The 16,149-nt window shown below is 45.8% G+C and carries 2 protein-coding genes and 2 pseudogenes; all 4 read left to right on the forward strand.

The window, feature by feature from the left end; genetic code table 11:
- Positions 1-16: 16 nt before the first annotated feature.
- Positions 17-376, forward strand: a pseudogene (locus tag BA70_RS20665) (AMP-binding enzyme); the annotation flags it as partial.
- 41 nt (positions 377-417) lie between these two features.
- Positions 418-2,066 (forward strand): annotated as a pseudogene (locus tag BA70_RS15815) (condensation domain-containing protein); the annotation flags it as partial.
- 44 nt (positions 2,067-2,110) lie between these two features.
- Positions 2,111-5,944: a non-ribosomal peptide synthetase gene (locus BA70_RS15820; protein WP_034324250.1), complete on the forward strand. Its 3,834-nt coding sequence runs from the start codon at positions 2,111-2,113 to the stop codon at positions 5,942-5,944.
- Positions 5,945-6,007: 63 nt separating this feature from the next.
- Positions 6,008-16,141, forward strand: coding sequence for a non-ribosomal peptide synthetase (locus BA70_RS15825; RefSeq protein WP_034324251.1), 10,134 nt, complete (start codon positions 6,008-6,010; stop codon positions 16,139-16,141).
- Positions 16,142-16,149: the final 8 nt, after the last annotated feature.

The raw sequence follows: 16,149 nt of genomic DNA on the forward strand, positions 1-16,149 counted from the left end.
GACGTAATATTTCTATTTGATCTATCTCGGCAGAAAAGACCATCAGGTCAACATCCGCGGCTTCCGTATAGAGCTATCGGAAATTGAAGCCCAGCTTCTTGCGCTGGATGCAGTCAAAGAGGCAGTTGTAACAACAGTCAAAGATACGAGCGAACAAGATTCGCTTGTCGCATATGTCATCACCGATGAAGAAACGACAGCCCTGAAAGAAAGTCTAAAACGAACGTTGCCAGACTATATGGTGCCTTCATGGATCATCCATCTCGACCAATTTCCAATGACGGCAAACGGCAAAGTCGATCTGAAAGCATTGCCAGCACCTGACATGGAAGCGAACCAAACGGCATACGAAGCACCAAGAGATGAAATCGAAGCCCTTCTTTGCGGCATTTGGGAATATGTGATTGGTGCGCGAAAGACTATATGGTGCCTTCATGGATCATCCATCTCGACCAATTTCCAATGACGGCAAACGGCAAAGTCGATCTGAAAGCATTGCCAGCACCTGACATGGAAGCGAACCAAACGGCATACGAAGCACCAAGAGATGAAATCGAAGCCCTTCTTTGCGGCATTTGGGAAGATGTGCTTGGTGTGAGCCAAGTCGGCATTCACGATCACTTCTTCTTCCTCGGTGGAGATTCCATTAAAGGCATTCAAATGGTGAAGGGGAAGTCATGTTGACACCGATTCAGCGCTGGTTCTTTGAACGAAAGTTCAGCAGTCAGCACCATTGGAATCTCTCGATGATGCTTCATGCGCCAAAAGGGTTTGACTTGGCAATCACAGAACAAGTCTTGCAAAAACTGCTCTCACATCATGATGCACTGCGCATGGTGTACAAAAAGGAGCATGGTGACATCCTGCAATACAATCAGCGGGAGCTCACAGAACCGTTTTCGATCATTTCTTGTGATGTTTCAAAAGAGCAGGACGTGAAAAAGGCCATTTCCATATATGCCAATGAGTATCAGCGGCAGCTGAACCTCGAAAAAGGTCCGCTCATGAAAGTGATTTGTTTCCATACAGAAAACGGTGATCATCTACTCATGGTGACCCACCATCTTGTCATTGACGGTGTCTCATGCCGAATTTTACTAGAGGACTTTATGTCCCTTTATCAGCAAGCAGAACAAGGACAAACGTTTGTTTTGCCGTCAAAAACCCACTCCTTCAAAGAATGGGCAGAGGCGATAGAGCGCTACGCACAGTCACAGCCATTAAAAAGCCAACATGAGTATTGGACAGAGATTGACAGCATGCCATTTACCACTTTACCTGTTGATCATGAAGTGAAAGGAAGAAAAGTCGCTCAAACCAAAGCGGTCCAAATGCAGCTGACAGAAACAGAAACGGAGCATCTTTTGACCGATATTCACCTTCCGTACACAACAGAAATAAACGATGTTCTCCTGTGTGCTCTTGGCCTTGCCGTTCAGGAATGGACAGGTCAATCTCATGTACATGTGCAGCTCGAAGGTCATGGAAGAGAGGATATTTTATCAGGGTTAGATGTATCCCGCACGGTTGGATGGTTTACGAGTATGTATCCAGTCGTTCTTGAAGCGAAGCAGGGTCAGACAATAGCTGATGCCATTAAAGGAACGAAAGAGATGCTGAGACGTGTGCCGAATAAAGGAATTGGCTATGGCATTTTAAAATACGTGACAGCAACGGAGCCATCAGCACAACACGTACATCCTGAAATCAGCTTGAACTATCTTGGGCAGATTGATCAAGAAGTGACGACAGAACTCTTTAGGCCGTCAGCCTATGATATGGGGCGCCAAGCAAGCCCAGATTCGGAAGCTGTTTATAAGCTGAACCTCAGTGGTCTTGTTCAACATAATCGTTTCATTCTGTCGTGCTCCTATTGTGCAAGTGAATATGAAGAACAGACAATTCAGCAGTTCATGGCATTGCTAAAGGAAAAAATTCAATCCATTATCACGCATTGCTTAGCACGTCATGAACGAGAGTTTACGCCAAGTGACTTCACTGCTGCTGATCTTGAAATGGATGAGATGGACGACATTTTTGACATGCTCGAGGAGAAATTGACCTAACACTACTAGATCAGTCATGAAAAAGGGAAGGAGGAGTGAAATAGATGAGTCAATTTAAAAGGGATCAAGTTCAAGACATGTATTATCTGTCACCGATGCAAGAAGGAATGCTGTTTCATACCCTCCATCATCAAGAAAAGGGCTTTTATGTAGAGCAGATGGATATGAACGTGAAGGGCACACTTCGTCATGACTTGCTTGAAAAAAGCATGAATATCATCGTGGAAAGGTACGATATTTTTCGTACCGTGTTTCTCCATGAAAAAGTGAAGCGCCCTGTTCAAGTTGTGTTGAAGAAACGTCCTTTTACACTTGATGTCGTGGACATGCAGGATCTTTCTGAAGACGAACAGCTTGTGCGTATTGAGGCTTTCAAACAAAAAGATCAACTGAGAGGCTTTGACCTCTCGAAGGATTCTCTCATGCGGGCTTCCGTTTTCAAAACGGGTCCTGCTAGCTATCGCTGGATATGGAGCTATCACCATATCCTGCTAGATGGCTGGTGTTTTGGACTTGTCGTACAGGAATTATTTGCGATTTACCATGCGCTTTTGCATGACCTACCTTACAAGCTAGAGCCGGTCAAACCATATAAAGAATATATTCAATGGCTGGAAAAACAAGATAAACAAGCGTCACTTCAATATTGGCAGCAATCATTAGCAGGGTTTGATGGACAATCGACCTTTAAAGAACAACGAAAACAAACAAACGAGCATGAATTAGGCGAAATCGAATGGTCGATGAGCCAAAAAGAAACAACTGCTTTATCAGAGCTAGCATTGCAGCAGAACGCTACGTTAAGCAGTGCGCTTCAATCGGTTTGGTCGATTCTGCTGAGCAGGTATCAGCGGTCAAACGATGTGCTGTTTGGAACGGTTGTGTCAGGACGTCCGGCAGATTTGGCTGGCGTTGACAGGATGGTTGGATTGTTCATCAATGTCATCCCGAGAAGAATTCAGCTGACAGATCAAATGACATTTCGTTCTCTATTATCAGATACACAGCAGCAGTCTCTTGCGGCAGAACCGCATCAATATATCCCGATTTATGATATTCAGGCAAAGGCAGGTCAGCAGCAACTCATTGATCATATTGTGGTGTTTGAGAATGTCCCAGCTGCAAAGAAGGACGAACAAGAGGCTCTGCTAGGGTTTACTGTAGAAGAAATGAATGTATATGAAAAATCGAACTATGATCTCAATTTGCTTGCTTCGCCCGGAGAACAATTGCAATTGAAGCTAGCCTTTAACCAAAGAGCATTTGACCCTGCATTTGTCCACCGGTTAAAGGAGCAGCTGATTGTTTTGATAAAAGAGGCGATCAAGCATCCAGATCAATCGGTTCACACACTTACTATCGTGACGAAGCAGGAAAAGCAGCTGATTCTTGAGGAATGGAATGCACCTGAGCTTGAGCATGATCAGCTCTATTTGTCTAAATGGTTTGAGCATAATGTCCGCAAACAGCCAAATGCGGTGGCTTTATCAACGGGAGAGCACACGATGACATATGCAGAGCTGAATGAACAGGCCAATCGATTGGCAAGGCATTTACAAAAATATGGGGTGTCACATCAAACGGTCATCGCCATTTTAGCAGATCGCACGTCTGAACTCATTGTCAGCTTGCTTGCTGTTTTAAAAGCAGGCGCAACCTATGTGCCAATTGATCCCGATTATCCGGAAAGCCGCATTCAATATATGCTGAAAGACAGCAGGGCGACGCATCTTCTGATTCACTCGACCTTCATTAGTCAGGCGAAGACACTCGCGTTTGATGGCACTTATCTTTTTGCAGATGATCAAGAAATTTCACTGATGAGCTCGGAGAATCTACTGCTTGAAGCAGGTTTACATGATACGGCATACATCATGTATACATCTGGCACAACGGGACAGCCAAAAGGCATCATGACGACCCATTCCAATATTGCCCGGGTGGTCAAAAATACGAATTACTTAACCATTTCAGAAACAGATACATTGCTGTCGTTATCTAATAGCGTATTTGATGGCTTTACATTTGATGTATATGGCGCGCTTTTAAACGGTGCGAAGCTTGTACTCCCGAAAAAAGAGACCATTTTAGACATGTGCGAGCTGACTGAGCTGATTAGAGGAGAAAGCATTTCTGTCATGTTTGTTCCAACGGCTTTATTCCATCTTCTCGTTGATGAAGGGACAGACTGGATGCGTGGTGTGCGTAAGGTGCTGTTTGGAGGGGAGCGGGCATCGGTTCAGCATGTAAGGAAAGCCTTTGATGTGATGGGGAAAGGCAGACTGATCAATGTATACGGCCCGACCGAATCAACAGTATTCGCCACCTATTATCCTGTAGATGAAGCCATACCGGCAGAGGCACGTTCTATTCCAATCGGGAAGCCGCTCAATCAAACGAGTGCGTATATATTGAGTCAGCAAGGACAGCTTCAGCCGATTGGCATGGTCGGAGAGCTTTGTCTTAGCGGCAAAGGACTAGCGAAGGGGTATTTGAATCGTCCGGACCTGACAAAACAAGCCTTTATCGCGCATCCATTTGCTGCGGGGGAAAGGCTGTATCGCACCGGAGACCTAGCTTATTTTCGAGAAGACGGTCTGCTTGAGTATGCAGGCAGAGTAGATGATCAGGTGAAAATTCGTGGACACCGAATTGAGCTAACAGAAATTGAAGCCCATCTTCTTGTACATCCAGGTGTAAAACAAGCTGCACTCATAGCTGACCATGATGAAACAAATCATACAAGACTGCTCGCCTATATCACATGTGAGGATGAATGGAAGGACAAGCTCGATGTGATCAAGTCTGGGCTGAAGGAGCGTCTTCCGGCTTATTTGCTGCCTCATGAGCTGATCAGACTCGATAATCTTCCGCTCACGACTAATGGAAAGGTTGATAAACGCCAGCTACCAAAACCTGAGGCGCCGCAAGGAAAGCGCCATGTGAAGCTGCCAGTAAATGAAGTAGAACAAAAGCTGCTCGTGATGTGGCGGGAAGTGCTTGAACGTGATGATATTAGCACGGATGACCATTTCTTTGAGCTTGGCGGACATTCCTTAAAAGCGATGTCACTTTTGTCCAAAGTGTCTAAGGAATTCGAGGTCCAGGTGCCCATTCACTTGTTGTTTGAGACGCCAACGATTGAAGCGATCAGTCGTTATATTCAAAAGCAGGACCAGGAAGCCGCTGGCTATCTTGTATTCAATGAATCTCAATCGTCAACCGTCTTTGCTCTCCCGCCATTACCGGGCTATGGTTTCATTTATCAGGAAGCAGCAAAAACGCTCGATGATGTGCGTCTCATTGCTTTTGATTTTATCGAAACGGATAACCGAATGTCGCAGTACGCTCAGCATATTCAGCACCTTCAGCCAAAAGGACCGCTGACTTTAATGGGCTACTCTGGCGGCTGCTACCTCGCCTTTGAACTCGTTCAAGCGCTTGAACAAGCGGGGCGTACAGTCGAAAAGGTCATCATGATCGACTCCTATAAGAAAATCGGAGAAAGTGACTTAGAAGGACGATCCATTGATGACGATATAGAAGTGATCGTTCAACAATCGAAGCATAGTGAATTGGCTCATGCGGAGCTCGTCCAAGAAGCGCTTGCTCAAAAGACGCGGGCCTACTATGAAACATTTGTTAAGGGGGTGAATCAAGGAGAGATACAAGCAGATATTTATTTTATCCAATCTGAAGAACGAATTGAGATTCCGGACTGGATGGAAAATTGGGCGCATGCGACGACCGGTGTTTATAGCCAATATCAAGGCTACGGTCAACACGCTCAAATGTTCAAGCATAAAGAATGTGCAGCCCAAAATGCACAGCTGATCAAAAGGATATTCAATCAAAAAAATAGAGAACCAGTTTTGTAAACTTTAGGTTAGGTAGGGGTGCAGTCCTGCAGCCCTGCCTGACAAAAAAGGAAAGGAACTCATATGAAACCATCAACCATTAACCAATCGAGTCTATATGAATCAATGGATGCCATTTTACAAGATGTAAAGACAACCATTTTACAAACCAACGAAATTGAACGCTTCGCTGTTTTTTCGCGTGAAAAAACCATTCGACCGCGGCCATATCACCTCTCTCATTTATTTCTCGACAATCATTTTGAGCAGGAGGCCGCAGCTGAATCGATACACATGCAAACGGCTGCGCCTGCTTTGGCGGACATGCCGCCCGCCCTTTCCTATGGCGGGGAAATAGATATCACAAAAGGAGCACAGACCTTGCAGGACGTCTTAACAGAGGCTGCAAAAACGACAAATGGACTCACCTATATCGTGAATAGCGAGAACGAACTCACGCAATCCTACACGCAGTTAAAGGAAGACGCCGAGCGGGTTCTGACGGGTTTAAGGGAGCTGGGTCTAAAGGCAGGCGATCCTGTTTTCTTTCAATTTTCATCGAATCATGCGATGGTGACTGCCTTTTGGGCATGTGTGTTAGGCGGATTTGTTCCGACACTTGTATCGGCTGCTCCGACCTACCGGGAGATGAATGCCGCAGTGAAAAAACTCCATCATGCATGGGAGCTGCTAGAGCATCCGCTTATTCTAACAGATGACGCATTGATCGAAGAGGTACAAGGCTTAGCTTTGCTGTGGCATACAGATCAATTACGTGTAGCAGCAGTCGAGCCGATGCTTTCTTTAGAAAGAGATACAGGGGCTTATCCCGCGGCGCCAGATGATTCTGTTTTTTTTATCTTAACGTCTGGAAGTACAGGGATGCCAAAATGCGTAGAGCATTCTCATAGAAGTGTGCTTGCGAATGTCAAAGGAACGGTGGCAGCCAATCAATTTACACAAGAGGATGTCTCGTTAGACTGGATGCCTTTAGACCATATTGGCGGTATTGTCATGTTTCACCTTGTCAATGTGTACACGGGCTGTGAGCAGATTCGGGCAAGAACAGATGATTTCATCGCTCAGCCGTTGCGCTGGCTTGACTGGATGGATCGCTACCGTGCAACGAAGACGTGGGCGCCTAACTTCGCGTTTGCGATGATCAATGATTATGAGAAAGAAATTTCTTCAGGGTCTTGGGATCTTTCTGCCATGACCTGCATGATCAATGGGGCAGAAGCGGTCGTACCGAAGACGATTCACCGGTTTTTACACTTGCTGGCTCCGCACGGCTTAAAGGGAGATGTCATCCGGCCGGCTTTCGGTATGTCTGAAATCTCATCAGCAGTTGTCTTCTCCTTTGCGATTGAGCGGGGAGATGAAAACAGCGGGGTACTGACCTTTGAAGAAACATCGCTAACAGAGCAGCTAAGACCAGCTGAGGCGCGTGAGACAGGAACCGTCAGCTTTACAGAGCTGGGAAGACCGATTCCAGGTATCACGATTCGCATCGTCAATCATCAGCAGGAGCTTCTTCCAGAAGATCACATTGGCAGCGTGCAAATCAAAGGGCTAACGACAATGAAGGGCTATTACAAGAATGACGAAGCGAATCAAGAAGTATTTCAAACAGATGGCTGGTTTCACACAGGAGATTTAGGTTTCCTGCACGAAGGAAGGCTGACGTTAACCGGTAGAGAAAAAGACATGATCATCATCAACGGGAAAAATTATCACAACTATGAAATTGAAGCCATTGCAGAGGAAGTGCCAGGAGTAGAAACGAGCTTTGTGGCTGCTTGCTCCGTTCGGATGGAGGCTTCTGCATCCGATGAATTGATTCTCTTTTTTACACCGAAGCTATATGAGCCTTCATATATCATGAGGGCAAGTCAGCACATCAAATCCCATATTGCGACAAAAATGGGTCTGTCTGCATCACGTATTATTCCTGTACAGAAGCATGCATTTCCGAAAACAAGCTCTGGAAAAATAGAAAGGGCGCAGCTCAAGACAAGATGGCAGGAAGGCGAATTCGATGAAATCATCAAGGAAATGGACATCAGACTAGAAAATGAACACACTCTGCCTGATTGGAGCTATCAAAAGGAGTGGACACCTGCTCCGCTTGATGCAGCTGAAAAGCAAATAGTAGGGGACATCGTGATCTTTGCAGATGCATTAGGGCTGGCAGATCAGTTGAAATCTCTTTCAAACAGTGAACAAACATACATTACGGTTGAACCGGGTCAAGAATTCACACAACTCACTCACACTCACTTCATCATCCACCCGAATCGGCCGTCTGACTACGAACAACTCTTTGAGACGCTCCGTTCGTATGGCGTTTCGGTGAAACAAATCATTCACCTTTGGAACTATACAAATCAGAAAGACAAGCTTCATGTGGCCGTGGCGAAAGAAGCACAGAAAGCTGGCAGCATGAGTGCATTATATTTATCAAAAACGGTCGCCGTCTATGAGGAACCTGTTGAGATCACCTTTGTCTCAGCTCATGCGATGAATTTGCCGGAAGATCAAACACATGATGTAGAAAAAGCAACAACAGTGGGACTGATGACAGCTGTTCAGCATGAATGGCCGTTTATTAAGGTGCAATGTCTTGATTTTTCTCTGACAGAATCGGCATCTAGCCGTTCCCATGCATCAGCCATCATGACAGAATGCACATATGACAAACGCAGTCATATCGCCGCTTATCGCGGAAGTGTTCGTTATATTCCACTTTTATCACCGCTTCATCTGGAAAAAGAACAAAAGATGAAGAAACCGCCATTTGAATCATCCGGGCTTTACGTGATGACAGGCGGACTTGGCGGAATTGGGAGCTTACTGAGTGAACACCTGCTGAAGTCTGATCAAGCACACCTTGTGTTACTTGGAAGAAAGGAGCGAGAGGCTTTATCTGCGGAGCAGCAAGACATATTGACTTCACTAGAGAAACAGGCGAAAGACCATGGTGGCACCGTTCTTTATGAAAAAGTGGATATCACGGATGCGAAAGAGGTTGAAGCCCTCATCTCCAGGCAGGAGGTGGCTCGAGGCAAAAGGCTGGATGGCATCATTCATTTCGCTGGCATCATTCAAGAAGAGCTGCTTGCAGACATGACGTCCGTTTCTTTACATGACATGTACGAAGCAAAGGTATATGGAACGATTGCACTTCATGAAGCTGCTTCCAAACGTCAGAACGTCTTATTCCTTTCTAGTTCGTCAGCACGTACGTTAAAGGGCGGGATGACCGTTGGCGCCTATTGCGCTGCCAATGAGTTCGTTGAACAATTTGCTCATTATCAGAAGTTGACATCTACAGTGAAGCCGTATTGCTTTAGTTTCAGCATGTGGGACGAGATCGGAATGAGCGAAGGCTCCATGATCAAAGGTATTTTACAAGAAAGAGGCTATCTCCCGATTTCAAAGCAGGTGGGCTTCCAGACGATGCTGGCATGTTTGATGACAGATGCTCCACTCATGTATATGGGATTAGATCGGTCGAAGAAAGAGATTGAGGAGATGGTGCATGCGGAGATACAAAAAGAGCAAGCCATTTATGTCTTTTTCAAAACCGATCAAACAAAGGCGATTGAAGAACGGCTGTATCATTCCATTCATACGTGTTTACAGTCTCGTCTATCTGGTGAATACTCCGTGCATCTCTATCCTGAGGAATGTTGGAAAGAAACAGAAGACGGGATGCCGGATGAAGCGTTTTTCAATGAATTAATAGAAGAAAGCGGACAGAATTCAGAGGATAGAGCTCCTCAAACAGAGACGGAGAAACTCTTGGCGCACATTTGGTCAGAGCTGCTCGATGTCTCAAATATCAGCTGCGGTGATCATTTCTTTCTACTGGGAGGTCATTCGCTGAAGGCAACGCAAATGCTGTCTGCGGTTAGACAAAGAACGGGATTTGATGTGCCGCTCGCTGTTCTTTTTGAACATACGCGACTTGGGGAACTAGCGGACTGGATTGATTCACATGCCAAAGCGGATGAAGCGATTCTGATTAGAAAAATGGAAAAGGGTCAGGAGATTCCGATGTCCTACGCCCAGCAAAGACAGTGGTTTCTCTATCAATTAGAGCCAGATCTGCCGTTTTACAATAATACGATTTCCTTTCGGATGAATGGTCCTTTAGATGTGAAGGTGCTTCAGAGCAGTTTGCAGCATATGGTGCAAAGACATGAATCGCTCAGAACATCCTTTTCCATGAGCGGAGATGAACCGGTACAGATCATTCATGAACATATGACCTTACCAGGGCTTGAGGTGGTGGATGTATCAGACCTGGCGTCACAGGAAGAAAAAGAACAAAAAGCGTCTGAATGGGCGAAAAGAGAGGCGGGCACAGCTTTCCGCTTAGAGCATGATCCGCTCTTTCGAGTGAAACTGATTCGGTTGTCGGAAACAGATCATTTGCTGCTGATGTCCATTCACCACATCGTGTCAGATGGCTGGTCGATCGGTATTGTCGCGCGAGAGCTATCAGAGTGGTATACAGCGATGATCGAAGGGCGAGAGCCTCACCTGCCGCCACTGCCTATTCAATATGCCGATTATGCGCTATGGCAGAAGGAGTATTTGACAGGCGAGACGCTGCATAAGCAGCTTTCCTATTGGAAGGAGCAATTTGCGGCACCTGTGGAAGATTTGATATTGCCGTATGACCATCCGCGGCCAGCCGTTCAATCCTATAAAGGAAAAACGAAAAAATATCGATTGTCGAAGTCGTTGTCTGAGCAGCTCGCTGCACTTTCTAAGAAAACAGACAGCACACTTTATATGACCTTACTTTCTGCTTTCTCTACGCTTTTACATCGATTGTCTTCACAGGATGAGTTTGTGATTGGATCGGTCATTGCTGGAAGAAATCGTACTGAGATGGAGCATTTGATCGGATTTTTCGTGAATACATTGGCACTTCGGATCGACCATAGCGGGAATCCTGCTTTTGCAGAGCTATTAGAGCGAGTAAAAGAGACAACAGTCGGCGCCTATGCGCATCAGGATGTGCCGTTTGAGATGGTGGTAGATGAACTGAACATTGTACGTGATGCCAGTAAGCAGCCGCTGTTTCAGGTCATGTTTGTTCTGCAAAACTTACCGCTGGAAGCATCTCCAATGGGGGAGGCGACATCGGTTTTAGACATTGAAGATAACGATACAGCCAAATTCGATCTATCTCTATTTGTTTTTGAAGGGGCTGAGGGTCTTCAATTAAAACTTGAGTATGATGCGGACTTATTTTCTGAAGACACGATGGATCGATTCCTCCGTTACTATGAGATGCTGCTCGAAAGTATTTGTGAAAATCCGGCGCAGCCGATCAGACAAATGAATTACCTGCCAGAGAAAGAGAAGCATCAATTGCTCTATGAATGGAGCGGCAAAACGGATCAACCAGCAGGCTCACTTCTGATCACGGAACGATTTGAAGCGCAAGTGAAAAAGACACCACATGCAGTTGCTCTCGAATTCCAGGGAGAGCAGTGGACGTATCGCGAGTTACAAGAGAAAGTCGATCGGCTTGGCGCTTATTTGCAGCAACGAGGAGTCACCCCGCATGAACCCGTCGGGCTTCTTATCGACAGGTCGCCTGAAATGATCCTTGGGGTGCTGGCGATTGTGAAAGCGGGGGGCGCTTACGTGCCAATTGATCCTGAATATCCGGAATCACGCATTGATTATATGCTGAAGGATACAGGCATTAAGCTTTTGCTGACAAAAAACGAATGGCTGAAAAAGGTGTCGATCAGTCAAACCGAGCTCATTTGTCTTGACGAGGGGTATGAAGAGTTTTTACCAGAAGGAGAAGTCATCCCTGCTGCCCTAAGCCCTGATGGACTTGCTTATATCAATTACACATCGGGATCGACTGGACAGCCAAAAGGGGTGCTAATTCCGCATCAAGCGGTCATCCGGCTTGTATGTGAAACAGACTATGTCACCCTTGATGAACATACGCGCATTTTACAAATCGCGAGCTTTTCTTTTGATGCCTTTACGTATGAAATATGGGGGGCCCTTCTGAACGGAGGAAGGCTGATACTCACCGATCGTAATACGATTTTATCAATGAATACACTGGCTGACACGCTGAAAGCTTACAAAATCACAACAGGGTTCCTGACTGTGCCGCTGTTCAACCGGTTAACAGAAGAACATCCAGAAGCCTTATCTGGATTCAACGCTTTATTGGTCGGCGGTGATGCTTTGTCTGCCGCTCATATCCGTAAAGCACTGCCGTATTTGCCTGAAGGGCTTTTAAACGGCTATGGACCAACTGAGAATACGACGTTCTCCTGTGTGCATCACATTCGAGCATTGGACGACGGTCAGGCTACGGTTCCAATCGGTCAGCCAATCACTTATTCACAAGCCTATGTACTAGACGACCAGCTGCAGCCGGTCCCGCAAGGCGTCATTGGTGAGATTTACGTTGGCGGAACAGGACTTGCACTTGGTTACCTTGGAGATGAAGAAAAAACAGCGCAATCATTTATTCCGCATCCTTTCCAAGAAGGAGCGCGTTTATATAAAACAGGCGATATGGGCCGTTGGCTGTCAAATGGCATCATCGACTGCCTTGGAAGAATTGATCATCAAGTGAAAATTCGTGGACACCGGGTCGAATGTGGAGAAATTGAAGCCGCTATGTTGAGCTTTGAGGACATCATAGAATGTGCTGTTATCCCGCATCAACGCGAGAGTGGTCATAAACGCTTGATCGGTTATTTTGTCCAAAAAGGTGCATTGACCCAGCAAGCCATTCGCCAAGCATTAAAAGAAATGCTGCCAGATTATATGGTGCCAAGCCTATTGATGGAGCTGGATGAACTGCCGCTCACACCAAACGGCAAGGTAGACCAAAAGCGTCTCCCGCCGCCAGAGTGGAGACAGGAAGAAGTGGATACGCCAATTGACAGACCAGTCAGTGAGGAAGAACGAATGTTAGAAAAGGTGTGGTCTCAGCTGCTTGGCGCTCCTTCCATCGGTGTACATGATAACTACTTTGAGCTTGGCGGAGATTCCATTATTGTCATACAAATGGTGGCACGCTTAGCGCAGGAAGGCTACATCATCCAGCCGAGAGATGTGTTTGAAAAGCAGACCATTTCACAGCTTGCCCTCGTCATGAAAAAGGCAGATGTTTCTGTGTCCTATAATCAGGCACCTATTACAGGAGATGTTCGTCTGCTTCCGATCCAATCTTGGTTTTTTGAGCAATCGATGACAAACCAAGATTATTGGAATCTATCGGCACATTTCCAATTCAAGCAGTCCGTGTCGCTAAAGCAGTTAACACAGGTTCTTTCAAAGGTTGCCGATCATCACGATATGTTAAGAGCGACATATACAAAAGAGGCAGATGGCACGTGGGTCCAAACGATTCGTGAGCCTGGCATTACCCCTTGTATCACATCCTTTGATTTGACGGATGTTTCTCAGGAGGAGGCGCTTGAACAAATCCGATTAGAGACAGGAGCTTGTCAAGGAACATTGTCATTAGAGCGGGGAGAAGTGATCAAGGCTATTCTTTTTCACACAAGTCATGATACGTCAGAGATTTTCATCGCTGCACACCATCTCGTCATGGATGGCATATCGTGGCGCATTATACAAGAAGATGTAATAAATGGACTGAAGCAGCTTGCTGCGGGGCAGGAAATAGTACTTGCAAAGAAAACCGCCTCCTATAAGCAGTGGGCAGATGCACTATATGAATATGCACAAACAGATCAATTACAAGAGCAGGTCCCTTTTTGGCAAAAGATCACGGATCAAGAGGAAGAGGGTTCCCCTTTTCAAACGCCTGCGCTTTCTAATATAGAAGAACATGCAGATATCCTGTCTGTTCAATTGACGAAGGAACAAACCGACATTTTACTAAGGCAGGCATCTCAAGCGTACCGAACAGAGGTAAACGATTTACTCTTATCAGGACTTGCACAAGCCGTTGGAAAGCCAATACTCATCACGTTAGAAGGGCATGGACGCGAGGATTTATTTGAACAGATGGATTTGTCACGGACAGTCGGCTGGTTTACGAGCTCTTATCCTATTTTTATTCCTTTTATTAAAACCGATGTTGAAAGACAAATCAAAGACGTCAAAGAAACCTTAAGAGCTGTGCCGCAAAAGGGAATCGGCTATGGCTTACTTCAATACATGACAGAATCTCGTTTACTCAAAACGGCAGCGCCGCAGATGAGCTTTAATTACCTTGGACAGTTAGATCAGACAGATGGCGAGGTGAAGCTTTATTTAGCAGATGAACGAAATGGACATGTACACGATCCGAAAGCAGAAAGGCAGCATTTAATTGATGTGTACGGATACGTTGTCAATGGACAGCTTCAAATGAATTTTATGATGAATCGAGAGCTGCTCCAGCATGAAGATGTGCGCTTGTTACCTGAGCGTTTCAAAGAAAAAATGGAGGACATTCTGACGCATTGTGTAGAGGCAAGAGGCGGCTTTACACCATCTGATTTCTCTATGGTTCAGCTCACGCAAAAGCAAATAGACGAGCTACCAGACAATGTGGTCGATGTGTATCCACTGTCTCCAATGCAGCAAGGGATGCTGTTTCATGCATTATTGGATCAAGCGTCACAAGCTTACTTTGGTCAGGTGCATATGACGCTTGAAGGCTTAACGGACGGCGAAGCCTATGAACAAGCATGGAATCTCCTTGTAGAACGTCATTCGATTTTGCGGACAAGATTCGCTTGGGAAGGGTTAAAGGAGCCTGTCCAGTTGATTCAATCAGAAGGAAGTATTCACCTCACTCAGCACGATGTGCGCCACCTGAGTGAAACGGATCAGAAGGAAATCATTGAACACTATTTAGTATCCGATCGTTCAAAGGATTTCGATTTAGAAGATATTGATGAACCACTTATCCGTATTGCATTATTCCATTGTGATGAAAGAAAATGCACGTTTGTCTTTAGCTTTCATCATATTTTAATAGATGGCTGGAGCTTGTTCAGCTTTATTGAAGAATCCTTTGCGCTGTATCGCTCCCTTGTAGACGAACGGGAGATCAACCTCCCTGCTGTACGTCCATATAAAGATTTTATCGAGTGGCTGCAAAAGCAGGATCAAGGGAAGGCGAATGCGTTTTGGAAACATTATATGTCAGGGGTAGAGGAAGCAACACCGCTTCCTGGAGACAGTGAGCAGGCTTCGGATCATGGAGCAGGTATCACGCAGGTTAGTGTCAAACTGACGCCCCAGATGCAGCAGAAACTAGAAGAGATGACAGGCGCGCAGAAGGTCACGATGAGCACACTGATACAGTCAGCGTGGGGGTTGCTCCTGCACCTTCATTCAGGCTCAGAGGATGTCATATTTGGTGTGACCGTATCTGGCCGGCCAGCGGACTTACCAGAGGTTGAAAGCATGACAGGGCTTTTTATTAACACCTTGCCGCTCCGTTTGCCGATTGCACCAGACTGGACCATCGCCCGCCTGCTGGCACATACGCAAGAAACCGTTTTTCACATGCGGGAATTTGAGTATACGGTGCTGCCAGATATTCAGCAGATGACCGATATCCCGAGTGGACAATCATTGTTTGACAGCATTGTCGTGTTTGAAAATTATCCGATTGAATCCATTGAGCCGTATGGTGTACGCATCTTAGACATCGCAAGCCATGAAGAAACGAATTATGACTTAACCCTTGTGGCTGTTCCGGGAGATACGCTGGAGCTTCGGGTCACATACCGCTTAAATCAATATACAGAAAAGCAAATACAATCACTGATGCAGCAGCTGATTCACACACTTGAAGCCATGACAGAACAAGTGGAGACACCGCTCTCTTCCTTCACAATCGTGACAAATGAAGAAAAAGAACGGATGATCAGCGATTGGGCAAAAAACGGACAAGTCAGCGTGCTGTACCCAGACCAAGAAGAGGTCTACTCAGGTGTGCATGATCCTTCCTGTGAAACGGAAATTTATGTCCTGAGTGATGAGCATCAGCTCATGCCGATAGGCTTTCCTGGGGATATTTTTATCGGTGCAAAGGATATAAAAGCACTTTGTGGGGAGCTTGCCGATTGGATGGAGGCGCATAAAATTCCGCATCCATTCAAACATCAAACAGGCGAATACCTCTATCCGACAGGGGATGTCGGCGTTTGGACTGAAAAAAGCAAGATTCAGATTTTGGATTGGATGTAGGAGGAGAA

The sequence above is a fragment of the Bacillus zhangzhouensis genome (genome assembly GCF_000715205.1).
GTDB classification, from domain to species: Bacteria; Bacillota; Bacilli; order Bacillales; family Bacillaceae; genus Bacillus; species Bacillus zhangzhouensis.

Excerpts from the sequence above, each read along its gene's own strand:
- BA70_RS15825 (WP_034324251.1), top strand. The coding sequence starts at position 6,008 with ATGAAACCATCAACCATTAACCAATCGAGTCTATATGAATCAATGGAT.
- BA70_RS15820 (WP_034324250.1), top strand. The coding sequence starts at position 2,111 with ATGAGTCAATTTAAAAGGGATCAAGTTCAAGACATGTATTATCTGTCA.